The 25,311-nt window shown below is 35.9% G+C and carries 25 protein-coding genes; 22 read left to right on the top strand and 3 right to left on the bottom strand.

The window, feature by feature from the left end; translation table 11 throughout:
- Nucleotides 1-162 precede the first annotated feature (162 nt).
- Entirely contained in the window at nucleotides 163-372 is a 210-nt protein-coding gene (locus tag K5Q14_RS05735; RefSeq protein ID WP_220734874.1) for a hypothetical protein, read from the bottom strand.
- A 793-nt stretch (nucleotides 373-1,165) separates the two neighbouring features.
- On the opposite strand from K5Q14_RS05735, the gene rsmG reads away from it, so the two are divergent.
- The 21 genes from rsmG (at nucleotide 1,166) to K5Q14_RS05630 (ending at nucleotide 19,746) form a co-directional block, all read left to right on the top strand.
- Complete coding sequence (gene rsmG, locus K5Q14_RS05730) at nucleotides 1,166-1,885, top strand: 16S rRNA (guanine(527)-N(7))-methyltransferase RsmG (RefSeq protein ID WP_220734873.1); 720 nt, start codon at nucleotides 1,166-1,168, stop codon at nucleotides 1,883-1,885.
- A gap of 52 nt (nucleotides 1,886-1,937) precedes the next feature.
- Nucleotides 1,938-2,699 (top strand): ParA family protein, encoded by a 762-nt coding sequence (locus K5Q14_RS05725; protein ID WP_220734872.1) that lies wholly within the window; start codon nucleotides 1,938-1,940, stop codon nucleotides 2,697-2,699.
- Nucleotides 2,689-3,588 (top strand): ParB/RepB/Spo0J family partition protein, encoded by a 900-nt coding sequence (locus tag K5Q14_RS05720; RefSeq protein ID WP_220734871.1) that lies wholly within the window; start codon nucleotides 2,689-2,691, stop codon nucleotides 3,586-3,588. Before K5Q14_RS05725 ends, K5Q14_RS05720 begins: the two co-directional genes overlap by 11 nt.
- 1 nt (nucleotide 3,589) lies before the next feature.
- Entirely contained in the window at nucleotides 3,590-3,793 is a 204-nt protein-coding gene (locus K5Q14_RS05715; RefSeq protein WP_220734870.1) for a DUF951 domain-containing protein, read from the top strand.
- Nucleotides 3,794-3,920: 127 nt separating this feature from the next.
- Nucleotides 3,921-5,021: a redox-regulated ATPase YchF gene (ychF, locus tag K5Q14_RS05710; RefSeq protein ID WP_220734892.1), complete on the top strand. Its 1,101-nt coding sequence runs from the start codon at nucleotides 3,921-3,923 to the stop codon at nucleotides 5,019-5,021.
- Nucleotides 5,022-5,108: 87 nt separating this feature from the next.
- Nucleotides 5,109-5,813 (top strand): DUF1129 domain-containing protein, encoded by a 705-nt coding sequence (locus K5Q14_RS05705; protein ID WP_220734869.1) that lies wholly within the window; start codon nucleotides 5,109-5,111, stop codon nucleotides 5,811-5,813.
- 12 nt (nucleotides 5,814-5,825) lie between these two features.
- Nucleotides 5,826-6,515: a response regulator gene (locus K5Q14_RS05700; protein ID WP_220734868.1), complete on the top strand. Its 690-nt coding sequence runs from the start codon at nucleotides 5,826-5,828 to the stop codon at nucleotides 6,513-6,515.
- On the top strand, nucleotides 6,515-7,618 hold the full coding sequence (locus K5Q14_RS05695) for a sensor histidine kinase (protein WP_220734867.1): 1,104 nt from the start codon (nucleotides 6,515-6,517) through the stop codon (nucleotides 7,616-7,618). Before K5Q14_RS05700 ends, K5Q14_RS05695 begins: the two co-directional genes overlap by 1 nt.
- Nucleotides 7,615-8,877 carry a D-alanyl-D-alanine carboxypeptidase family protein gene (locus tag K5Q14_RS05690; RefSeq protein WP_220734866.1) on the top strand — a complete coding sequence of 421 codons (1,263 nt, stop codon included), beginning with the start codon at nucleotides 7,615-7,617 and terminating at the stop codon, nucleotides 8,875-8,877. The genes K5Q14_RS05695 and K5Q14_RS05690 overlap by 4 nt, the downstream gene beginning before the upstream one ends.
- A gap of 118 nt (nucleotides 8,878-8,995) precedes the next feature.
- Complete coding sequence (locus tag K5Q14_RS05685; protein ID WP_220734865.1) at nucleotides 8,996-9,697, top strand: glucosamine-6-phosphate deaminase; 702 nt, start codon at nucleotides 8,996-8,998, stop codon at nucleotides 9,695-9,697.
- A gap of 87 nt (nucleotides 9,698-9,784) precedes the next feature.
- Nucleotides 9,785-11,137, top strand: coding sequence for a glucose-6-phosphate isomerase (locus tag K5Q14_RS05680; RefSeq protein WP_220734864.1), 1,353 nt, complete (start codon nucleotides 9,785-9,787; stop codon nucleotides 11,135-11,137).
- Between the two features lie 121 nt (nucleotides 11,138-11,258).
- Nucleotides 11,259-12,206 carry a competence type IV pilus ATPase ComGA gene (gene comGA, locus K5Q14_RS05675; RefSeq protein WP_220734863.1) on the top strand — a complete coding sequence of 316 codons (948 nt, stop codon included), beginning with the start codon at nucleotides 11,259-11,261 and terminating at the stop codon, nucleotides 12,204-12,206.
- Nucleotides 12,157-13,191 (top strand): type II secretion system F family protein, encoded by a 1,035-nt coding sequence (locus K5Q14_RS05670; RefSeq protein WP_220734862.1) that lies wholly within the window; start codon nucleotides 12,157-12,159, stop codon nucleotides 13,189-13,191. Before comGA ends, K5Q14_RS05670 begins: the two co-directional genes overlap by 50 nt.
- Nucleotides 13,188-13,499, top strand: a complete 312-nt coding sequence (gene comGC, locus K5Q14_RS05665) for a competence type IV pilus major pilin ComGC (protein ID WP_220734861.1) — start codon at nucleotides 13,188-13,190, stop codon at nucleotides 13,497-13,499. Before K5Q14_RS05670 ends, comGC begins: the two co-directional genes overlap by 4 nt.
- A complete protein-coding gene (locus K5Q14_RS05660; RefSeq protein WP_220734860.1) occupies nucleotides 13,483-13,875 on the top strand; it encodes a prepilin-type N-terminal cleavage/methylation domain-containing protein in 393 nt (130 codons plus the stop codon). Before comGC ends, K5Q14_RS05660 begins: the two co-directional genes overlap by 17 nt.
- A 170-nt stretch (nucleotides 13,876-14,045) precedes the next feature.
- Nucleotides 14,046-14,471: a hypothetical protein gene (locus K5Q14_RS05655; protein ID WP_246587576.1), complete on the top strand. Its 426-nt coding sequence runs from the start codon at nucleotides 14,046-14,048 to the stop codon at nucleotides 14,469-14,471.
- On the top strand, nucleotides 14,464-14,760 hold the full coding sequence (locus K5Q14_RS05650) for a hypothetical protein (protein ID WP_220734858.1): 297 nt from the start codon (nucleotides 14,464-14,466) through the stop codon (nucleotides 14,758-14,760). Before K5Q14_RS05655 ends, K5Q14_RS05650 begins: the two co-directional genes overlap by 8 nt.
- 31 nt (nucleotides 14,761-14,791) lie before the next feature.
- Nucleotides 14,792-15,802, top strand: a complete 1,011-nt coding sequence (locus K5Q14_RS05645; RefSeq protein ID WP_220734857.1) for a class I SAM-dependent methyltransferase — start codon at nucleotides 14,792-14,794, stop codon at nucleotides 15,800-15,802.
- Between the two features lie 109 nt (nucleotides 15,803-15,911).
- Nucleotides 15,912-17,162, top strand: a complete 1,251-nt coding sequence (locus K5Q14_RS05640) for an acetate/propionate family kinase (RefSeq protein WP_220734856.1) — start codon at nucleotides 15,912-15,914, stop codon at nucleotides 17,160-17,162.
- A 105-nt stretch (nucleotides 17,163-17,267) separates the two neighbouring features.
- Nucleotides 17,268-18,560 carry an endolytic transglycosylase MltG gene (locus K5Q14_RS05635; RefSeq protein WP_220734855.1) on the top strand — a complete coding sequence of 431 codons (1,293 nt, stop codon included), beginning with the start codon at nucleotides 17,268-17,270 and terminating at the stop codon, nucleotides 18,558-18,560.
- 223 nt (nucleotides 18,561-18,783) lie between these two features.
- Nucleotides 18,784-19,746: a GRP family sugar transporter gene (locus K5Q14_RS05630; protein WP_220734854.1), complete on the top strand. Its 963-nt coding sequence runs from the start codon at nucleotides 18,784-18,786 to the stop codon at nucleotides 19,744-19,746.
- A gap of 164 nt (nucleotides 19,747-19,910) precedes the next feature.
- On the opposite strand, the gene greA is transcribed toward K5Q14_RS05630, so the two are convergent.
- Nucleotides 19,911-20,393, bottom strand: a complete 483-nt coding sequence (gene greA / locus K5Q14_RS05625; protein ID WP_220734853.1) for a transcription elongation factor GreA — start codon at nucleotides 20,391-20,393, stop codon at nucleotides 19,911-19,913.
- 58 nt (nucleotides 20,394-20,451) lie between these two features.
- Nucleotides 20,452-23,064: a YfhO family protein gene (locus tag K5Q14_RS05620; RefSeq protein ID WP_220734852.1), complete on the bottom strand. Its 2,613-nt coding sequence runs from the start codon at nucleotides 23,062-23,064 to the stop codon at nucleotides 20,452-20,454.
- 96 nt (nucleotides 23,065-23,160) lie between these two features.
- On the opposite strand from K5Q14_RS05620, the gene K5Q14_RS05615 reads away from it, so the two are divergent.
- Complete coding sequence (locus K5Q14_RS05615; protein WP_220734891.1) at nucleotides 23,161-25,215, top strand: penicillin-binding transpeptidase domain-containing protein; 2,055 nt, start codon at nucleotides 23,161-23,163, stop codon at nucleotides 25,213-25,215.
- Nucleotides 25,216-25,311: the final 96 nt, after the last annotated feature.

Genomic DNA, 25,311 nt, shown 5'->3' with positions numbered 1-25,311 from the left:
TTAGAACTGAATGCATAGTGCTTTTTTGTTGTTTAGAAGTAATATCATATGGTTTCTAAAAGATAAAAGGAAAAGTACATAAAAGTGATTAACGTCTATCAATTTTATGTAAGAAAAAGACGCTTACATTTGTAAGTGTATGTTTCAAATATTATGGGTTAATTAAGCTAACCAACCATGTGTTTGGAAATCGGTTAAAATACGATCAAATTCTTGGATTTTCATGTCATTATCCAATTGATGCGCGTTTTGAAAATCGTCCCATAATTGTTGCACACGTTTAGGAACATGTGTCAGTTCTATATCACCAGTAATTTGGCCGTATACTTCACGACGCCATTCTGAAATAATATTATATTCTAATCCGTTCATGATAATTATCTACCTTCAATGATAAAATTTTAGTTAGATATCTAATATAACACATAATTCAATATTCGCATATATATTAGCTATCTAAAAATAAAAAATGAGTTTTTGTAAAATAAATTATAATGCATGGTCAATCTGACAGAGACTTCAATGCCTATGTAACAGTATTATCAAAAAATAATAAGTGTAATATTTAAAAAGTATTATATTATTTTTTGATGAGAGATAAATGGGCTTAAAATAAACTGTTTAATAAGAGTGGCACAATGAAAAAATATTGTATGGCAATGTTTTGCTATAAATTAACAGTAATAAACAAGGGAAGAACTGCCTCATTGTCTGTTTATTGCTAAAAATTAATATGAAAAACCACGATACGATTTGTATCGTGGCCGATGCAATCGCAATGACCGCTTTTCCGTTAAGCGGCCAAAACGATTGAATTTGATTCAATAGAATAATTCAAAAGTTATGACCCCCTTTCCTAGATTAACTATATTATATAACCACAAATATTAAAAATCAATTGTTTTGTTTCTAAACATGATGCGACACGTCACGGTTTAGAAACAAAATTTTAAAATAAAAGTGGTTGTTAATTTTGATAATAATACGTTAAAAAACATACCTATGTGGGGAAAGATAGCAAGAGCTTACTATTAGAACAATTATCAAAACAAATAATGATATAATTAAAGCGTCAAAGCTTGAAAATTGGGCTTTTTTCAGGTATTCTAATATTAGTTGTAATTGGCGCTTTTTGTGCTGAACAAACTTGAAACGGAGCAAAAAATTGACAGTCGAAGAGTTTATTTTAGCAGTTAAAAACGCGGGTATTACGTTAACAAAACATCAAATTCAGCAGTTTGAAGATTATTTTGACATGCTAATAGCCACAAATGAACATGTCAATTTAACGGCTATCACTGAAAAAAATGATGTCTATCTTAAACATTTTTATGATTCACTAACGGTTTCATTTTATGAACAAGAGTTACAGACAGGTGAAAAAACGTTAATTGATATTGGAACAGGCGCTGGTTTCCCATCATTGCCACTAAAAATTGTTTTTCCACAGTTAAAAATAACAATGGTTGATTCTCTTCAAAAGCGCATAAACTTTTTACAAGAAGTGGTTTCTGCCCTAGATTTAGCTGGTGTTGAAGTCATTCACGGTCGTGCTGAAGATATTGGTCAAAACTCAAATTATCGCGAATCATTTGATTATGCTACCGCACGCGCAGTAGCTCGGACAGGTGTACTCGCTGAGTATACATTACCATTTGTTAAAAAAGGTGGTAAGTTTATCGTTATGAAGGGTGCTGCTGCACAGCAAGAACTGGTGGACGGTAAAAAGGCTTTAGCCACATTAGGCGGGGTTTTGCATGATGAATTTGAATTTACGTTACCTAATGGTGATGCGCGTTATATTCAAATTGTCAATAAAAATAAAAAAACACCAAAACAATATCCAAGACAGGCGGGAACGCCTAGTAAAAAACCAATCGGATAACGAGCATGCACATGACGAGTGAACATGTTGATAGAAAGGACGTCAAAACCATATGGCACAAATAATTGCATTAGCCAACCAAAAAGGTGGCGTCGGAAAAACAACGACAAGCGTTAATTTGGGCGCAGCATTGGCACAAGCTGGTAAGCGGGTGTTATTGGTAGATATAGATGCACAAGGAAACGCCACAAGTGGCTCAGGTGTCGACAAGTCTGAGCTAGAGCGTGATAGCTATGATGTTATAGTTGATCTTGTACCAATAAGAGAAGTTATTGTGCCAACAGATAATTATGATTTAGTACCGGCGACAATTCAGTTGTCTGGTGCAGAGATTGAATTGGCAGGTCAAGAAAAGCGTGAATATCGATTAAAAAAAGCGTTATCAGAAGTAAACGATGATTATGATTTTATTTTGATAGATAATCCACCGGCTTTAGGGTTGTTGACTGTCAATGCTTTTACAGCTTCTGATGCTATTCTTATTCCTGTGCAAACCGAGTTTTATGCATTAGAAGGATTGGGACAGTTGCTCAACACGATTGAACTTGTTCGTCAACAGTTTAACGCTGAGTTGGATATTTCAGGTATTTTACTGACCATGTACGATGGCCGTACAAATTTGGCTAAACAAGTTTCTGAAGAAGTACGTAATTATTTTGGTGATAAGGTTTATACGACTGTTATTCCTCGTTCTGTACGTTTGAGCGAAGCCCCTTCATATGGACAGGCAATTATTGATTTTGATCCGCGATCAATTGGGTCGCAGGTATATAGTGAGCTCGCACAGGAGGTCTTAAAACAATATGGCAATTAAAAAAGGTGGCCTTGGAAAAGGCTTAGGTGGGCTGTTTAATGCGAATAATGTGACTGAAGAAGCTTTAGAACACACAAAGTCAGTTACAAAAAAAGCGACAGACGGTGAAAGTATCGTGTTGATTGAATTGCCTGATATTCAAGCCAACCCGTTCCAACCACGTCATCATTTTAATGGTGATAAGTTGCAAGAATTATCACGTTCTATTAAAGACAATGGTGTATTAACACCAATCATTGTGCGTCGCAATAGCAATAAGTATCAAATTATTGCTGGTGAACGTCGTGTACGTGCCTCTAAGTTAGCCGATTTAACACATATTAGTGCTATTATACGAGATGTCGACGATGACACCATGGCTGCTGTTGCTTTAATTGAAAATTTACAACGGGATGATCTAGATGCTATTGAAGAGGCGCAAGCTTATGATGGCTTAATGAAACAGCTAAAGTTGACACAAACACAAGTGGCTGAAAAAATTGGGAAAGATCGTACGACTGTTACAAATGCGTTGCGTCTGTTAAAATTACCACAAACTGTACAAACATTAGTAGAAGCTGGTGATCTCTCGATGGGTCATGCGCGGGCGTTGCTGGGTTTAAAAAATAAAACACAAATAGAAAAAGTAGCACAATCGATTGTTACCCAAGGTTTGAATGTCCGTCAAGTTGAATCACTGGTTAGAACTATGAATGACGGTAAGACAGATAAGACAGTTAAAGTAGTCTCCCCATTCGCTATGTCGGTAGCAACTCAGCTTGAAGAAAAATTTGGGACAAAAGTTAAAATTAACTCTGGTAATAAGGGCAACGGTAAAATCGAAATTAATTACATGTCAAATGATGATTTAAGTCGCATTTTAAATTTGCTTGATATTGAGGTTGATTAATATGGTAGAACCATTAGCTTATAAATTAAATGATATTGTTGAGATGAAAAAGCCACATGCTTGCGGTACTAATGCATGGAAAGTAACACGTGTCGGTGCAGATATTAAATTGTTATGCATAAATTGTGGACGGGGCATTATGATGTCACGTTTTGATTTTAATAAACGTGTAAAGAAAATTTTAGTATCAGCTGAGGCTGAGTAATCTCTTTTAACTAGGAAAGGAAACGTGATTTAAATCGTTTTAACACTGTAACTTATTATTTTGTCAGACCATTTATAATTAATAATCAGTTGCCGGTATTAATATGATTTATCACATAATTTTAAATATGGCACTTACAGCGGGAATTGTCGGTCTGCCAAACGTCGGCAAGTCAACATTATTTAATGCAATAACCAAAGCGGGGGCAGAGATGGCTAATTACCCGTTTGCTACAATTGAACCTAACGTTGGCATGGTTGAAGTGCCAGATGATCGGTTAGCTCGTATTCAAGAAATAGAGCCTGCAGACAAAATTATACCAACAACGTTTGAATTTACTGATATTGCTGGTATTGTAAAAGGTGCCTCACAGGGAGAGGGACTTGGCAATAAGTTTCTGGAAAATATTCGCCAAGTAAATGCCATTATCCATGTTGTACGCGCTTTTGACGGGGATGATATTATTCATGTTAATGGCGTTGTGGATCCATTAGATGACATTGATACGATCAATACTGAATTAATCCTAGCTGATCTTGAGACGGTGGATAAACGATATGCTAAAGTAGTACGTGCAGCTAGAGGCTCAGATAAATTAGCTAAAGCAGAACTAGTAGTATTAGACAAAATAAAGCCTACATTAGAAGCTGGTCAATCTGTTCGCTCAATTAGTTTCACTGATGAAGAACAAAAAGTCGTGAAGGGATTATTTTTGTTAACGAGTAAACCAGTGCTTTATGTTGCTAATTTGGCAGAAGATGATATGGCTGATCCTGAATCATCACGTTATTTTAATGACATAAAGGCCTTTGCTGCAACACAAAAAGCAGATGTGATTGGTCTATCAGCTAGCGCTGAAGAAGACATTGCCCAGTTGGCTGAAGAAGACAAAGCTGAATTTCTAGAAATGGCTGGCGTAACGGAACCAGGCTTAAATAAATTAATTCGGGCAGCATATCACCTGCTTGACCTAAGAACCTTTTTCACGGCTGGTGGAAAAGAGACGCGTGCTTGGACCTTTAAGTCTGGTATGAAGGCGCCACAAACAGCTGGGGTGATTCACTCTGATTTTGAACGTGGCTTTATTCGTGCAGAAACAATTGCTTTTGACGATTTGAATACACTTGGATCTGTTAAAGCAGTGAAAGAAGCCGGAAAGTTACGTTCAGAAGGAAAAGAGTATGTTGTCAACGACGGGGATATCATTGAATTCAGATTTAATGTGTAAATCACTTGGTGACTAAAACAAGGGTCAATGTACTAAAAAATAGTTAAGCAGATTAAACTCTGTGTACATAACTTCGGAGGAATCACAATGTCAGAAAAAAAAGATCAATTAACGAAAAAAAATGAAGATTTTATTTTTCGTTTTAAAAAACTCATGCTTCAAAACAGCCAATTATCTGCTGAAAAAATAGAAGAAGTCACAGACGAAGTTGAGCACAAGCTAATTGAAGCTCAAGGAACTGGCCAAACAGCAGCACAACTATATGGCACACCAACTCAAGCTGTACAACAGTTTTTAGATCCTAAAAAATTGGCAAAAAAGTTGCATGATTATAAATTTTGGAACTTAGCAGCAGATACATCATTAGCAATTTTAATGTTATTCTGTGTCGTGTTTGGTTTGTCTTTGTTCTTTTCAAAAAATGCCAACAATCAAGGTGCTGGAGTTGTCTCGTTACTCTTAATTGCAGTGCTTGGTGGTTCGATTTATACGGCGGTTATTTTAAAACTTACACCTGACCCAAAGAAAATAAAAAACGGTGGTCAGAAAAATTATCGATGGTTATATTTGATTGGTGCTGTTGCGGCCTGGATTATTGGTTTCATTGTTCTTGGATTGTTACCGCCAGTTATTAATCCAACTTTGCCACCAGTAGCTTATATTATTTTAGCTATTGTAGCTTATGCTGCGTTCCGATGGAATCGCAAATATTCTGGTTTGAAAGGCGGATTTTTAGCCATTAGTCAATTATCACAACAAGCACGTTTGGAAGCAGCACAGGCCAAAAAGTAGAAGGAGCTGAAAATGAAAATTTTAGTTGTCGACGATGATATTGAAATTGCTGAATTACTTGAGATTTATCTTAAAAATGAAGGTTATGAGCCTGTTATGGCAAGTGATGGGAAAGAAGCCATTTCTAAGTTAAATACCAATCCAGATATTGCGCTCATGGTTTTGGACGTTATGATGCCAAATATGAATGGTTTAGAAGTTGTTAAAATTGTTCGAAAAGATAGCCGTATTCCAATATTAATGCTGTCAGCAAAGTCTGGTGATATGGATAAAATTCAAGGATTAATCACTGGTGCGGATGATTATGTGACGAAACCTTTTAATCCACTAGAAGTTATGGCACGTGTTCGATCACTATTACGACGTGCAGAAAATTCGGTTCAGGATCAGACACCAGATGTTTTGGATATAGGCTCGTTGGTGATTAATAAAGACAGTCATGAAGTAAAAACAGCCGACGGTGATTTAGTTAATTTAACAGCTTTAGAATTTGGTATTTTTTACTTATTAGCATCTCATCCTAATCGTGTTTTTTCAGCTGATGATATTTTTGAACGTGTTTGGCAACAAGAATCAGTTGTATCGGCTAAAACAGTGATGGTTCACGTGTCTCATTTGCGTGATAAAATTGAAGAAGCAACAAACGGTGATCAAGTGATTCAAACTGTTTGGGGCGTTGGTTACAAGATCGAAGTCAACTAATGAAAAATTTTGCGTTGTTTCTTAAGCACAATCGCACAAAAATTTATTATGCGGTAGTGACAATTTTGTTGCTGCTGTTTTTTAGTTGGTTCATAATAATAGGAGTTACTAGGTTACAATTATATCGCCAGTTAACACCGGCTATTGGTCAGTGGTTATTAATATTGCTATTTATTATTGTCAATATAACAATTCTCATTTGGCAGTATGTTCGTTGGCGACAAGCAGAGAGTTTGAGTCGTTTCATTCATGATATGAACCGTATAGCACGTGAAAATTCTGATAGCATGATTGAATGGCGTGTTGCGTATGCACCAAAAACGCAAGCCTTAATTGACGTGTCTAATCAAATTGCTAAAAATACACGTCAAATTCGTGAAGAGGAACGTGAGAGTGAACGATCAAAAGATGAAATGATTACTAATATTTCCCATGATTTGCGCACACCTTTGACGGCCATTATTGGTTATCTCGGATTAGTTGAAATGAATGCTGATACATTGAGTGCAGCCGAAAAAGCGAAATATATTCATACAGCATATGATAAATCTAATCAGATGAAGGTTTTGGTCGAGGATTTATTTGTTTTCTCGCAAACACAAGCACACGATGCGGTTCTTAATATATCAACATTAAGTCTTGGCGATTTATTTGCTCAGTTAATTGCAAGTTATGCAATTGAAGCGCAAGAAAAGAAAATTGAACTAACACAAATTACTAATCCAGAAATAATTATGTTAGAAGCTGATTCAGATAAATTAGCGAGAGTTTTAATGAATTTAATTACAAATGCTATGAAATATGGTGAAAGAGCAACTTTTATAAAATTGACTGCACAAGTTAAGAAGACAGATGTTGAAATTCGTGTTGTTAATGATGGCGTTAAAATTCCAAATAAAGATATTGGGGACATTTTTGGGCGATTTTATCGCGTGGAAAGCTCACGCAATAGTAAGACAGGTGGCACTGGTTTGGGATTGGCAATTGTTAAGGGGATTATTGAGCAACATCAGGGGTCAGTATTTGCGACATCAGATGATGAACTAACATCATTTATTGTAACAATACCGTTAAAGCAACATTTGGGAGAAGAGAGAGAATGAAACAGATTAAATTTTTTGGGGCGATTTTTGTCATGCTTTTTCTGATGACAACAACGATTTCGGCAAGCGCAATAGCTAAACCACTACAAATAAAGCAGGATGTCAGCTCAGCTATTGTTATTGATGCTAGTACTGGGCAGATATTAGCAGAAAAAAATGCTGATAAATTGGGACCAATTGCATCACAGTCTAAATTATTGACGGCTTATGCAGTCTTAAAGGCTATTGATTCAGGAAAAATAAAGTGGTCAGATAAGGTTACGATATCTAAAAAAGCTGATTTATTTAAGCAAGATAGTCATATGTTTTCTCATTTAGCTATTAAAACAGGCGATAGATTAACCGTACGTGAATTGTATAATACCATGATTACTTTGTCAGCTAACGATGCTGCATTTGCACTAGCAGAATACCTTACACCAAAAAAAATGACTACTGCACAAGCTTTACAATCTTGGGCTGAAGAACTACAGTTAACGAAATCAAAATGGTATAATTCCGCTGGTCAAGTTAATCAAGATGCCTTTGACAATAAGGTCGCCAGTGCGTCTGATGATGCTGCAAATTTGGCGACGCCAAAACATGTTGCAACAATTGCACGAGAAATATTGAAATTAGATCCAAATATTCGTGAATTAGCAACAAGCACACATGTTTCATATCATTTAACAAAAAATTATGTTGTTAATGAACCAACAGAGATGACAAAAAATTGGCCTTACTTAATCAATCCAAATCATCTCACTATTGAAGGATTAAAAACAGGATCCACGCCAGAATCAGGTGCTGCTTTTACTGGAATCATTAAAGATAATAGTGGACATGAATTTATAACTGTTGTTAATGGTGCAGCTAGTTATATGGATGAGGTACAAAGGTATCAAAAAACATTGAATATTGTTAATGAGGTCTTAAGTGCTCAAAAAGCGACAACCTTTAAAAAAGGAAGCGTGCTACCTTATGCTAAGCAGGCTGATTTGTCGCGTATGAAGCAGTATCATATGCCAGTGATTGTTGGAAATACAAAGACAATCTGGATTAATAAGGCATCTAAACTGTCCCCAAAAATGACGACGCGTGATATTAAAGGCAAGTTGGTGAAAAAAGGCCAAGAAGTTGCGGTGGTTAAGTTCAATTTAAGTGAGGCACAATATTTACCAAGTAGTGATGATTTTGATAAATCAGTGCAGTTGGTTGCCACACAAAAAACAAGAAAGACTAATTTTATCGTCCGTGCATGGCGTACAATTGTGCATTAATAATCGTTTTTTTAACAACTTGAAAAGGTTGTTTTTTTTAACTTTTCAAAACGGGTGAACTATGTTATTATATTGGTATAGACCAAATTGGTATAGACCGATTAAAATGGAGAAAATTATGAAAATTATTAAAGTTAAAAATCCCGCAGAAGGTGCTAAAAAAGCTTTTGATATCTATCAAACAGCGTTAAGTAGCGGAGCTAAAGTACTTGGATTAGCAACAGGATCGACACCAATTGCCTTATATAAAAAATTTACGGATAGTAAGTTAGATTTTTCAAATATAACATCTATTAATTTAGATGAATATTTAGGTTTAGATGATGATAATGATCAAAGTTATCGTTATTTTATGAATCAGCATCTCTTTAACAAGAAGCCTTTCAAAAAATCATATGTACCTAATGGCGTTAGTGAAGAACATGACGTAGCAGCTGTTCAATACGATAAAATTATTTCAGAGCACCCCATTGATTTACAATTATTAGGCATTGGACTAAATGGACATATTGGATTTAACGAACCTGGAACTTCATTTGATTCAACAACACATATTGTTGATTTGACGCAATCAACAATTGATGCTAATGCACGTTTTTTCGATAATTCCAAAGATGTACCAACTCAGGCAATTTCTATGGGAATTGCCTCGGTTATGTCTGCAAAAGCCATTTTGTTAATGGCATATGGTATTGATAAAGCCGATGCTATTGCAGCTATGGTTAATGGATCTGTAACGGAGGCAGTACCAGCTTCCATTCTACAAAATCACAAAAATGTTACAATTATTATTGATGAAGCAGCGGCGACGAAATTGTGATAGAATAATCTTGTAAGCGCTTAACATATATTAAGGAGGAAAGCATTCACCTGTTAAACTTCAACAGGCGAAATTGCGGGTAATACTATGGCACATATCACATTTAATACAAAGAACATTGAAAATTTCGTGGCTGATCACGAATTTTCTGAAATGCAACCATTAATTACAATGGCTGATCAACAACTCCGAAATCGTACAGGGGCTGGGGCAGAGTATTCTGATTGGGTGACATTACCAACAGATTATGATCACGAAGAATTTAGTCGTATACAATCGGCAGCTAAAAAGATCCAATCTAATTCAAAAATTTTGGTTGTTATTGGAATCGGCGGATCATATCTTGGTGCTAAAATGGCTGTTGATTTTCTAAACCCTGTTTTCAATAATGAGTTGTCTGATGATCAGCGTCAAGGGGTTAAAATCTATTTTGCTGGAAATTCAACTTCTGCATCATATTTGAATGATTTAGTACGCGTTATTGGTGATCAAGACTTTTCAGTAAACGTTATTTCAAAATCTGGGACAACAACAGAACCTTCAATCGCTTTCCGTATTTTTAAACAGTTACTTGAGAAAAAATATGGCGCAGATGAGGCTAAAAAACGTATCTTTGCAACGACTGATGCTAACCGCGGCGCATTACATGATGAAGCTGCTTCAGCAGGATATGAAACATTTGCAATACCTGATGGCGTTGGTGGACGTTTCTCAGTCTTAACGGCCGTTGGTTTGCTACCAATTGCTGCGTCAGGCGCTGATATTCAAGCATTAATGACAGGTGCAAAAGATGCACAGATTGAATATTCAGACAACGATATTACCAAAAATGAAGCTTATAAGTATGCTGCGGCTCGTCGTATTTTGTACGATAAGGGCTATACAACAGAATTATTAATTAATTGGGAACCATCAATGCAGTATTTATCAGAATGGTGGAAACAATTAATGGGTGAATCTGAAGGTAAAAACCAAAAGGGTATTTACCCATCATCAGCTAATTTCTCAACAGATCTACACTCACTTGGTCAATATATTCAAGAAGGCCGTCGTGATTTGTTTGAAACGGTTGTGAAACTTGATAGTCCAGTTTCAAACCTAGATTTGCCACATGAAGCAGGTAATAATGATGGTTTGAAGTATCTGGAAGGTATTACGATTGATGAAGTGAATACAAAAGCTTCTCAAGGTGTGACACTAGCACATATTGACGGTGGGGTGCCTAACTTAGCTGTCCACATACCAGCACAAGATGCCTACTCATTGGGTTATTTGATTTATTTCTTTGAAATGGCTGTCGGCGCTTCTGGTTATACATTTGGTATTAATCCATTCAACCAACCAGGTGTTGAAGCCTACAAAACAGCAATGTTTGCTTTATTAGGTAAGCCTGGCTACGAAGAAGCAACTAAAGCATTTCGTGCACGTTTAGATAAGTAAATATAAGTAAATATAGGTTAATGTAATATATTTAAAGCAAGCTCAGAGAAATCTGGGCTTTTTTTTGTGAGAAAAAACGATCATGGACGTATGATGTTATGTGATTCAGAAAGGTGTTAGTATGAATGAAATTTTAAATGAAGCAATAGCGCAACAAGCCAATGATATTTATATACTGCCAATTAACGAGGCGAAATATGTGATTAAATTCCATGTGGATGGCAAATCTTATGTGTTTAAAGATATCAGTGAAGAAGAAGCTCAACTGATGGTATCTGCTATTAAATATCGTGCAAAAATGAATATTTCTGAGCGACGTCGCCCGCAGTTGGGACGATTCCAATTTGATGATACTTGGATTAGAGTATCCACGGTAGGTGATTTTTTAAACCGCGAAACAGTGGTGTTACGTATGATTTATCAACAGCAACAAAAACAACAATGGTTAGATTTTCAACAATTTCAACAATTAGAGTCATCCTTACCAAATTCAGGATTGCTTGTGATTTCTGGACCAACAGGATCAGGAAAGACAACCACGTTATACCGATTATTAGATAAGATATCAGATAATAAATTAGTATTAACAATTGAAGATCCAGTAGAAATACAACAACCTAAATTTATACAGCTTCAAGTTAATGACAATGCGGGTATCGACTATGACGAATTAATTAAAGTCGCTTTACGACATCGGCCTGAAGTTTTACTAGTAGGTGAAATTAGGGACGGCACGACAGCAAAGGCAGCAGTACAGGCAGCTCTAAGTGGTCATTTAGTATTGAGTACGGTACATGCAATGTCTGCCCGTGATGTTATTTTGAGATTGCGAGATCTTGGTGTGGATAAGAATAAGTTGGCTGTAGCGTTGTCTGGAGTCGTATATCAACGCTTATTACCTACGCGTGATAATCAACAAGCAGCTATTATAGACATGCTACAGGCTACGGATATTAAGCGCGTATTAGATGGCGAACAAGTCCCAAAGTTCTCAAAAAATTGGCAGGAGGTTTTACATCATGCAATTAAAATTAACAAAATTTCAAAAGAAACGTATCAAGCACTTTAAAACAAGTGAACAAGTATTGTTTTTTCAAGAGCTAGGGGAATTGTTACAATCTGGTTATAGTATTTCACAAAGTTTGGATATACTAGCCAGTGCCCATACGAAATGGCAACACTGGCTGAAACGTGTTGTAAAAGATTTGAATCGGGGGATCGCATTACATCTTATTTTAAAGAAGGATGTCAGCAATCAAATCGTATTGCAATTAAAATTGGCCGATCAACATGGTAATTTAACCGAGACATTGGTAGCGATAGGTCAAAATTTAGCCAAAATTCAGCAGCAACAAAATAAAGTGATGCAAGTTATGCGTTATCCAATAATTTTGTTAGGCATTCTCGCAACGATGCTTGTTGGATTGAAATATTTTTTGTATCCTATCTTGAATCAGTGGCAGGATACATCGGTAATAGCGACTAAGGAAAGTCATATTTATTTATATCTCATTGCTGGTATGATTATTTTTTTCTTGTTATTGATAACTGCTTTTTGGCACAAAAAAAATCCACGTCAAAAACTTATTTTATTATCATATATGCCCATTATAGGCATTATCGTCAAAACAATTGTAACTTATCAAGTGACTCAACAGTTGGCGACACTTCTCTCAAGTGGTTTAACTATACCAGAAATTTTAGATGAAATTAGTCAAGGTGATGAAAAAAACAATCGTATGACGATTAATTTGGCGAATCATGCGCGTCAACATTTTCAAAAAGGGTATACAATTGAAAGTTACATTTTAAAACAACCCTACTTTAATCGTTCATTAGCAGGCTATTTTTCTCGGGGACATGAACCTAAAGTGTTAGCGGATTATTTATCTTATTATGCGAAAACGCAATTTCAATTACTAATGCAACAAACAGATCGTTTGATTGGCACACTACAACCGTTATTTTTTGGTGTGGTTGGTGTGGCAATTGTTGGTTTATATATGTCGATGTTGTTACCGATGTACAACGCTATTGGAGGATTATATCAATGATAAAGTTTAAGAAAAAGCGCCAAGGATTTACTCTGATTGAAGCTGCCATTGTCCTGTTCATTATTAGTTTATTGATGCTTCTTATTTTGCCTAATCTGGGTTCACAACGTCAAAAAGCGGTTGAAACACACGCAACGGCAATGGTATCTACTGTACAAACTCAAATAGATTTGTATGCAAATGAACATCCTGAAAGCAGGTCAATAACGATGAATAATTTGGTAGCAGATGGTTATTTAACAGCAAAGCAGGCTCAAAAAGTAAAAGAGCTAAATATCACAGTTGAACATAATGAAGCGCGTAAATAGGGCATTCACTTTGTTGGAATCTTTAATTGTACTCAGTGTTGTGGCAAGTATGCTACTAATCAGTTATACAATAAAACCACATCATCAACAAATGACGCAATGGGAACCAACGTTTAAATCGCAATGGCAGCAGGCTAGATTGACAGCGCAACAAACACAAAAAAATGTGACTGTAACATTTGATAGAGATGCGGTAATATTTGATCGTGATAGGTTGAAGTATCCAAAAGGTTATAGCAATAGTGTATCTACACAGATCAAAATATTGAAAACAGGCTACGTTGCGCCGGGGACAATTACGTTAACAACTGGTAAACAGACAATTAAAATAATTTTTAGTTTAGGAGGTGGGGAATATCGTGTTGAAAAGGCGTAAATCAGGCTTTGTATTGGCAGAAGCGTTAATCTCTCTCTTACTAGTAAGTACGGCAATAACATTTGAATATGAACAGGTTAGAAATTTTAAACAGCAGGACAAACGTTTAAGAATACAATATCAAAACGTTTCTCAGCAACGCGTTGACGCGATAAAAGCATGGCATGATTATGTTGAAAAGTAGTAGCGCTGCATTTACCTTATTAGAGTCATTAATCGCTTTAATGGTTACGGGATTAGTGTTCATGACAATTCAATTTAGTCTATCTTTGTTAAAAACTCAAACACAAGCACCGTTAGACATTACATTACGTGCTGTAACACGACAAATTGAAGTACAAAAATATACTTTTGTATCGGCTCATACAGATCATGTTATCTTAAAAAATAGTGAAGGAAAATTGATGGATTTAACGGTTCACAACAACAAGTTGCAGTTATCAGCTTCAGGTGCTGGTCAAATTATTATGGCACAAAATATTAGTCAATTAATGGTTTTTGACCGAACAACTCATTTAGAATTGGAAGTCGTTAATTATCAAGGCCAAAAAGCAAATGGTTTACTCTATCTTCAAAAAGGAAAAAATCATGTTTAAAAAAAGGCAAGCATCAATTGTAGTGTCAGCATTAATGCTTTTGGGTTTGCTTGGGGGTGTTGTGATTTTACAAAATATAGCGTTTAATGCGCAGTTAAAATCAAGATCTCAAATGATTATTTTAACAAGACTTGATCAAATACAGCTACAGGCAAGTTTAGCTTATCATAAAAGTAATTATCAAAATCAAAATTTTGGTGATGTTCAAACAACGGTGGTGAAAGACCATATTGTCATTAAAATAGGAAATGAAACTTATACAAGAGAGTTACTTGTGCAAACATCTTGAAAATAGTATGAAAAAAAGCTAAAATAAGTCTATGACACAAGAAAAAATAGCAACATATTTTGAGGCACTAACAACCAGCACACAAGCATTAGCACAAGATACAGATAGTAGTGTGATTGATGCGTTAATTGAGGTACTGGAAGATATTCACGTTGGTAATGTTCAGCATGAATTAGACAAGCCAACAGCAGAAATAACCGATAAAATACAAAGTTTGATCAATGAATTTGATTGGCAAAATATGTCACAAGCAGACTTAAGAAAAGTACTGCAATTAGTTATTTTGAAAGCTAATCGAGACGATAAAACGCCTGCTAACTACCAATTAACACCAGATGGGATTGGTTATTTGTTGGCAGATTTTTTGTCACAGACAGCAAACTTATCAGATGGTGACACGATTATAGATTTTACGGTCGGTACAGGTAATTTGCTTAATACAATTAACGATGTGTTAAGAATGAATAATGTAACAATCAATCGGATCGGCATTGATAATGACGAGACGCAATTGGCCTTGGCTTCAGCTGTAGATGATCTACTTAATCAAGGAAAAACTGATTTTTACCAAGAAGATGTCATTGCAACAAAGGATGTTCCTAAATCTAAAGCGGTTATTGCAGATTTGCCAGTAGGTTATTATCCAATACAACCAGGGGATGATTATGATACACGTGCGACTGAGGGTCGATCATTTGTACACCACTTGTTGATTGAAAAAAGTTTGGAATTTGTGACTGAAGATGGTTGGATCTATTTAATTGTACCAGCTGATATTTTAAATGGTGACAATGCTAAAAGTTTATTAAAATTCGTGGCCCAAAAAGCGCAATTGAAGGCGTTTTTACAATTACCAAATGAATTTTTTAAGGATCAGCGTGCTGCTAAAGCTATACTTGTGCTCCAAAAAAAGGGTGTCGGAACAAAAACTGAGGTGTTAATGGGGCAGTATCCAACTTTAAAGGACATTGATGCTTTGAAAAAATTTTTGCAAGAAATTGCTGCTTGGGTTAAACTTGATAAAGAACAAGATAATATATAGTATGTCAAAAAATATAAGGCGCCCAAATAGTATTTCTTATTAAAGAACCCTATGTTTTAAATTGTAGTAGATCAGAACACATTCAAGAAAGACAGGTAAAAATTAAATCATGGCTAAGACAATGGCTGTTAATGCGGGTAGTTCATCATTGAAGTTCCAATTATTGGAAATGCCAGCAGAACAAGTAATTGCGCAGGGTGTTATTGAACGAATAGGTATGGATGATGCCATTGTAACAATCAAGTATGGTTCTGAAGTAGAACGTTTGATTGATGATTCGGAAGATCAGGAACATATTACCTTTTCTAAAAATGGTAAGGGCAAAAAATATGAAAATGTGCTTGCCATTAAAGATCATCAACAGGCCATTAATTTTATGTTACAGAAGTTAACAGATCTTGGCATTATTGAGGATTTCAATGAAATTACAGGCGTTGGTCATCGTGTTGTTGCCGGAGGTGAGTGGTTTAATCATTCTGTTGTTGTGAATGATTCAGTTCTGGAAAAGATTGATCGATTAGCAGATTACGCACCATTACATAATCCTGCCAATGCTATGGGAATCCGTGCTTTCCAAAAATTGCTGCCAGATGCTTTGTCAGTTGCTGTATTTGATACTTCTTTCCATCAATCAATGCCTGAAGAAAACTACCTTTATTCATTACCATATGAATACTATACGCGTTATGGGGCACGTAAATATGGCGCACATGGTACGTCACATCGTTACGTTGCAATGCGTGCAGCAGACATGCTTGGAAAAGACTTGAAGTCATTAAAGTTAATCACACTTCATTTGGGTGCAGGGGCTTCAATCACAGCTATTAAAGATGGTAAATCACTTGATACATCAATGGGATTTTCGCCACTAGCAGGTGTCACCATGGCTACGCGTTCAGGTGATGTTGATCCTTCACTTGTGTACTATATTCAAGAACGTGAAGGTTTGTCTAATGATGAAATGCTTAATATATTGAATAAAAAATCAGGGTTACTTGGCTTATCAACTATTTCTTCTGATATGCGTGATTTACTCGATGTTCAAGATACGAATGATCATGCCAGATTAGCAGTTAAAATTTTTATTAATCGTATTATTAAATATATTGGGCAATACATTGCCGAAATGGGCGGTGTTGATGCCATTGTATTTACCGCAGGCATTGGGGAAAACTCAGTCCCAGTTAGACAAGCAATTATTGATAAATTAAATTATTTTGGTGTTGCATTGGATTCTGAAGCTAACAATGTGCGTGGCAAAGAAATTGAAATTTCAACAAAAGACTCACGTGTAAAAGCTTTACTCATTCCAACAAATGAAGAATTAATGATTGCCCGTGACGTAGAATCATTGAAGTAACGTTTTTTAATCTTTTGCGTCAACAAATATGATAAAATGTAAAAGGCGGTTAGTATGAAATATGCTAGCCGCTTTACTATATGACGCAAGTTTAGAGGGTAAATTATGGAATCTAGAAAAAAAAGACATCAACACGAAATTAAAGCTGCCGAGTCGCTAGACGCAGCACAAAATAAACCAGCTAATGGTAAAAGAAACAAAAAACATGGTAAACGCAATCGTATGATTGCAGTAATCTTAGCTATCTTTGTCATCATAGGCGTTGTATTTATGATGAGAGCTTTATTAACAGATAAGAATGCAGCATTAAATCCACAAGATACAACTTTCAAAACTGTTAATATACCAGCTGGCTCAACGGCGTCACAGATGGGGCAAACGTTACAAAACAAAAAAGTAATTAAAAACGGTAAAAATTTTTACAAGTACGCTATGTCTCAAGGTGCTGAAAAGTTACAAGCGGGCACTTACCAATTGTCACCTTCACAAACAACGCAGTTAATTTTTGCACAAATGACTAGTGGACCAGGTGCGGCGCCAAAATTACCTAAGGGTTATGTGTTAGTTTCTGTTGGACAAACAGCTGATCAAGTAGCGCAGCATATTGCTAATGAAGTTTCTGGTCTATCTGAACAAGACGTGCTGGCAGCGTTAGATAGTAAACCGTTAATTAATCAAATGCATAAGAAGTACCCTGATTTATTACGTGGTGTCGATCAGTCAAGTACGAAAACGGGTAAATTATTAGATTATGTTTATCCACAAGCATTTGATGTGAGTAAAGATAAAACAGCGAATGCTGTTATTTCTCATTTGCTAGAAGTATCTAATAAAACGATGCAACCATATTACGGTACGCTTAAGGAAAATGGTTTACCAACACCAAATGTCATGGCCTTACTAGCTACTTCTGGAAAATCTGAATTTGAGCGACGCCTAGCATTTGTACGTAAAGTGGCCCCTTATGCGCAAGAATTATCGAAAAAGTATGGCTTATTGGCGTCAGTATCTATTGCGCAAGCTGCGCACGAATCGAACTGGGACAATTCTAAATTGTCTTCAAAATATAATAATTTCTATGGTGTTAAAACACAAGATGAAACGCCTGGTAAATCGGTTGTATTAGATACGACCGAATATGTTGACGGTAAACCAGAAACACAACAAGCAAGATTTGCAGTGTATGACAGTTGGAAAGATAGTATGCGTGAACATGCTGAAACCATTGTAAATGGTAACACGTGGAATCCAAATCAATTTAAAGATGTTATTGCTGCAAAAAATTACAAACAGGCAGCTAAAGCACTTTATGATAATCATTATGCAACTGATGTTAATTATACAAAACTATTAATTAATGTCATTGAGACGTGGAATATGCAACGTTATGATAAATAACTAATCTACTTATATAGAAAAAAACATCAAGAAATGTCATTTCTTGATGTTTTTTTAATGTTTTGCTATCATGAATTATTTTTTAAATGTCATTAGCTATCATAAATTATGAAAACGTTTACAATTTATGATAAAAATTTGTGTAAACGTTTTCATTCAGGTACAATAGTCTTTGTTAACAAATCATGTAAAATAACATGATCAGGATAAGGAGTTGTAAATAATGAACATAGCATTTCTTTTGGCATTGGTGCCAGCATTAGCGTGGGGGTCTGTTGGACTCGTTAATACAAAAATGGGTGGCACAGCCGGTCAGCAAACATTGGGAATGACATTTGGAGCATTGATATTTGGTGTAGGCACAATGGTTTTATACGTCATACCAAATCATGCATATATAGGTCCTGAAATATGGACTGTTGGTATTGCTTCAGGATTAGTTTGGGCAATAGGCACAGCGGGTCAATTCTTGGCAATTAAAGATTTAGGCGTATCACTTGCTATTCCATTATCAACCGCTGGTCAAATAGTGACAAATGCATTGATGGCAGCCATTGTTTTGGGTGATTGGAAGACGGGTAAAATGTGGCTTGTGGGTATCATTTCGATTATTGCTGTGGTGATTGGTGCAACATTGATTTCTGCACGCGACAAGGCATTGAATTCGGGTATAAGTGATCCTGTAAAAGCTAAAAGTATGACTAAAGGGTTACTGTATTTGGTAATTTCAACTGCAGGATTTATGATTTACTTTGTACTACCAAATTTTTTGAATAAAATTAATTATATTTCAGATGGTATTAAGAATAAAAATAATGGCGTTGATTATATGACCGCTATCGTTGGTCCGCAAGCTATTGGGCAAGTTGTTGGTGCATTCTTAATTGTTATTTTTGTTCTAAAAGAAGCAGACAAAATGTTTGGTAAGCCAACTTGGAAAAATATTCTGACAGGACTAGTTTGGGCTATCGGTAATATTTTTATGTTTATTTCAGCCGCAAACCCCGCTGTTGGTCAAACTATCGCCACAACATTTTCACAACTTGGTATCATTGTAGCAACCTTTGGCGGTATTTATTTGTTAGGGGAAAAGAAATCTAACTATCAAATGAAACTAATTACCGTTGGGACGATTTTAGTTGTTATTGGCGCTATTATTATTGGTAGCATCAATAAGTTCGTATAATCTAACGAGTTTGATTTTTAATCGCTAAAGGCTTATTCATAATAGTGTAAATGATTAAATTATCACATCAAAAAAGACTGACAGTAGCAGGCAATTAATATCTTTAGATAAAATAGATTCTAAGATATTAATTGCCTACATCACTGTCAGTCTTTTTTTAGCTATTATTTTTCAACTTTTAAAATCTCAACACTAATGTTATCGCCACTAGGTAATGGGACGTTGACTTTGTCGCCAACTTTTTTACCAAGTAGCGCAACAGCCATTGCTGATTCGTTTGAAATTTTGCCTGCTAGAGGATCAGATTCAGTTGATCCAACAATAGCATATGTTTCAGCCTCTTCATCTGGTAATTCTTTAAACGTTACAGTTTTACCAAGTGACACTTCATCTGCTGCTGTTGCATTGGGGTCAATAATTTCAGCATTTTCAATCATTTTTTTCAAAGTTTGAATGCGACCTTCAACGAAAGCTTGTTCATCTTTTGCAGATTGATATTCTGAGTTTTCTGATAAATCACCATATGAACGTGCAATTTGAATTCTTTTAGTAATTTCTGGGCGTTGCTCTGTAATGAGATTTTCCAATTCAGCCTGTAGTTTGTTGCGTCCTTCAGCTGTCATTGGAAATACTTTTTCTTCTGACATAAAACAAATTCCTTTCAATTTTGCAATTTTATTGCAAATAATAAGCAAAAAGAGCATATCATGTGAAACGTTTTCTTGCAAGTTTTTTTTTGAGTATAAAGCCTAGTATTAAAATAAGAGCGGCGAATAGTGACATAAACAATCCTGACCAGAACAGTGGCGGTGTATATTTAAATTGAATCGTATGTTTACCGGGAATTGTCTTAACAGCAATAAAATAGTTTGCAACTTTGCTGGGTGATACTGATTTTCCGTCTAAAGTGACATGCCAACCTGGTGCATCAGGAATTGTTGTCATAATTAATGGTTGTTTTTTAGTTGTGGTGATTTCACCTGATATTAAACGTTCATTTCGCTTAGTGATTTTAATTGGATGTTGCTTTAACTGATGATTATTTTTCTGAAATTGCGTATTATCGACACGATAAAGTGTGACATTGTTCAAAACAAGAGATTGTGTATTTTTAAAACGGATAGTGACTGTTTGGGTTTTGTTTTTCACTCCTGTCGCTAAATTCACTAGAACAGTGTGACGATAGGAGCTGAATTGGGTAATGACCTTACCATTGATCAACAAATCAAATTCTTTAATAGGCAATCCTGATCCGAGTGTGAGATAGTAACTATCATTTGTTGTGGGGGTGAACTTTAAGTTCAACTGGGCAGGCTGTGTTTTATTTAGTTTTGTTAATAGGGCACCTGTAATTGCAGTTGGCGCATTAACATTATTTCCGATGGATTGCTGAAAATTTTCAACATGAATGGGGGATGTTGCGTCATCAGACAGGTTTTGCCAAAGATTACCTTGATTTTGTAGGGGGTTATTATGCAACATGGTTGTTTTTAGCGCTTTTGAGTTAGCAGAAAAAGCAATAGGTAAGGCATATGGGTTCTTTAGAACGTTACTTGTGCCCTTAGTTGACTGTAAGGTATATTTGGCTGTATCTGGACGGTAGCCAATGAGTTGTGTGCTAGGATCACCAGCATGGCCATGGTCTTCGCCATTTGGCGTCAGAATATATTTCATACCAAGTAAAGCATCTGACAAAATACTACCGTTGCTGTAAACAACGTAATTATCCCCATCCGGCTGTCCAAAATCACCAAAAAAATTAGGGGTTGTTTTTGGTAGAGCCGAGCTAAAGTGTGAGCCACTATAATAATCAAACATCATGGCATCCCCACGCGTTCGTTGAAATGTCTGCGCTACACGATACCATGAGTTATCTTTTTTAAGCGTTTTATCAGCTATATTGAGAGATTTGATGCTGTTTTGATATTCTGTGTTGGTAAGATAAGAAAAACGATTGAGTGATAATATAACGTTTGAAGCCAGTGATAATGTTGTTATAAGAAGGAGAATTGGTAGCCATAATCGTTGATGTTGTGGAAACATAAATAGTGCTAATGTTAGTAGAAAAAGACTAACAAAAATAGCTATGCTTTGTTGATTAATATAGGCAATGTGTTGGTTCATTGTGAGTGCATAAATGGTAAAAGCAACTAACATCAATAAAATAATGGTAATGGTACTTATATTTGGGCGCCAATTTGGCCGCCAAGAGAGTGCAGCCAAATAAATCATGAAAAAACTGATAATGAAGCTGAATCGATAAGGATACCAAACAGGGTATTGAAAGCCATGGAAGAATAAAGTTAATGGGGCCCACGTTGTCGCCAAAAATAACAGAATGAGAATAATAGTGCCACCAAATTTAACTGTCCAATTTAACGTTTTGGTGGTAAAAAAAGTCAGTAATACAATTAATATAAATGAAGAAACATAAAAATTTGCTTGTCCTGTTTGCATTTGATTGAAATCAAAACTACCGGGTATAAGCTTTAATAGTAGTTTTAGTGGATTGTTATCGAATTTCAAAGACCAATCAGAATTGTATTGTGCCTTACCCAGTTTGAGTTGGTAGTAAGTTGGCAATATTAACCAAGCACTAAGGCTACCACCAATAAGGCTTCCGATTATAAAGCGTTTGAAAGTTTGCCAACGCGGCTGTATTTGATTTGGCCAAGTTATTCGCCATATAAAATAGGCTGTTATAAAAATAACAATCATGTAGGCAATATAATAGTTACTAATAATCGTTAAACCAAGAATAAGTGCATACCGCCAATAAGTGGGACGCTTAAAAAGTTGTTCAAGATACAAAATAAGAATTGGTAATAAAATTGCTGCATCGAGCCACAGCAAATTAAGATCGTTAGCAATAAACCAACCGGAAAGGGCATAATTAATGGCGAATAATGAAATATAGTAACCTTGTTGTAGCTTTAAACTTTTTAAAAGATAAGCCATTGATAGCCCAGCAGCGCCAAATTTTAAAACAGTGACGATTAAAATAGCTGCTGGCAGTTGCATAAGTGGGACAACTAAATAAATTAAATTAAATGGGCTCATTAAATAGTAGGCCCATTCACTTATCATATCACCACCTAAAGCGTTACTAAAAGAGTAGAAAAAACTACTTGGGTGAGATAACAAAGTGTGTTTGAAGGCAGCAAATTGATCAATATATTGTTGACCTAAATCGACTGTCAGAATAGAACTTGTGCCAAATGGGGACATACCACGATACATGAAATAACTAAGCATGACTAATAATGGTAACCAAAAGCTCAGTGCTAATGGTGATGTGAAGATATTTTTTTTATTCATAGTACTAATATACCAAATTTTTTTGGTATTTTTAGCGATAAAATGAGATTTGTGGTAATCTAGATAAGTAGTTTATTGATGAAAATGGGGTCAAACATGCAACGTAATCCTTACTTAGAAGATCGTGACAAAAAAAACAACGCGAGTGCCAATTTGCCTGCGCGTTTAAATATCCTGCTTGGTATCGCATTGACCTTAATGATTGCACTGATTGTTCAATTAGCTTTTTTGACGATCAAGCAGGGTGCTTATTATCAAAGCGAGGTTAATCGTAATGACGAAACCATCGAAAAGGGTAACACACCTCGAGGCATGTTTTATGATGCGACTGGGCGTGTCATTGTTGGTAATAAGGCACAAGCAGCGGTCACTTTTACACGTGGAACATCAGTGACGTCAACAACCATGAGTAAAATAGCAACTAAATTGAGTAAGCTTATGACAATTGATACTAAGCGACTCAGTGAACGTTCGAAAGTTGATTTCTACTTAGCAAACCAGTCAAATAATGACAAAATAACTAAAATTATTACCAAAAAATATAAAAATGATAAATTATCATTAACTACTGAACAAATTAATGCTTATGAGGTGAAATATGTACAAAAGCATGACTTAGCAAAAAATGTCGATCCAAATGCTGCTATGATCTTTCAACGTATGAGTGGCGCCTATACACTATCCACAACATTTATCAAAGAATCAGATGTGACCAATACTGAGTTAGCTGAAATTGGTGAACGGTTAAGTGAGTTCCCAGGTATTAAACTTGGCACGAGTTGGTCACGACAGTACCCAGAAGGTAACGAGTTTAAAACCCTTGTCGGTAATGTTACTAATGAAGCAACTGGATTACCAGAGGATCGATTACATACACTGCTTGCGCAGGGCTATTCACAAAATGAACCAGTTGGTAATTCAAGTTTAGAAAAAGATTACGAGTCTATTTTGAAGGGATCAGCTTCGCAAACGCTTGTTAAAACGGGTAGCGGTGGGCAAATCAAATCTTCTCAAATTAAATATAATGGGCAGGCTGGGGATAATGTTAAGTTAACAATCAACGCGCGTTTCCAAAGTGCTGTTCAAAAAATACTTGAAGATAATTTGCCGGGCGGTGATGTCGAAGGTGCGTACGCTACTGTTATTAATCCATATACCGGTGGTATTTACGCAATGGCTGGTGTTGATCGTAATCACGCAACGGGACAAGAGACCGCTAATCCATTAGGTAACATTAACCATGCAATTGTCATGGGATCAGTTATCAAACCGGCAGTATTGGCAACAGGTTTTCAAAAGGGTGTTATTTCACAAAATAATACCGTACTAAATGATCAGGCAATCAAAATTCAAGGGACGCCGTCAATTACATCTTATTGGAACCAAGCAGGTGTACCAACCCCAATTGATGCGGAAACAGCGTTGGAACGATCATCAAACACGTATTTTGTACAGTTAGGTATGAAAATTGGTGGACAAACTTATAGCCCTGGATCTGCATTAGGATTACGTTCGGATGCTTTTCAGACTTTACGAAACGGCTTAGGACAGTTCGGCCTAGGGACAAAAACTGGGATTGATATTGATGGCGAAACAGCTGGTTATCGTGGTGCAACAACTGGTGAATCACAAGGTAAGTATTTATATGAAACTTTTGGACAATATGATTCATATACGACGCTTCAATTGGCACGCTATGTATCTGTGATTGCTAATGGTGGTTATCTTGTAGCCCCCCATATTGTTGGTGCTGTCACACAAGGTCAACCAAATAGTGATAAACAAAAAACTGTTTGGACTGCCACACCAAAGATACAGGGACAAGTTAAATTAGATGCTGGTGAGTGGGATACGATTGAGAATGGTATGAATCGTGTCGCTAATGGATCTGATGCTTGGAACACAGGTGGCGCAGATATGCATAAATTAACGCCAAAAGTGCATGCTAAGACAGGAACTGCAGAAACAGTCACTAATGGGAACCAAACGTATACAGAATCGATGGTTGCCTATACACCAGGTCAGCCATTTGCAATAGCGATGGCTATACCAGGGATGAATAACTATCTAGATGGTACCAATGGTAAAATATCTGCTAAAATTATTGATGCTTATTGGCAATATGTTGAAGCAAAGCCAGATGCAAAATAAAAAAGTTCAAAACTATGTTTTGTCACAATAAAAGGGCTCCAAGTTAGTTAGATTTATGTCTAACTTTCTTGGAGCCCTTCATTGTTTGAACTTTTT

It is taken from the genome of Leuconostoc inhae, assembly GCF_019656015.1.
In the GTDB taxonomy this organism is placed as follows: domain Bacteria; phylum Bacillota; class Bacilli; order Lactobacillales; family Lactobacillaceae; genus Leuconostoc; species Leuconostoc inhae_A.
Note: the sequence above shows the minus strand (reverse complement) of the source record. Positions and strands in the feature narration are given on the sequence as shown.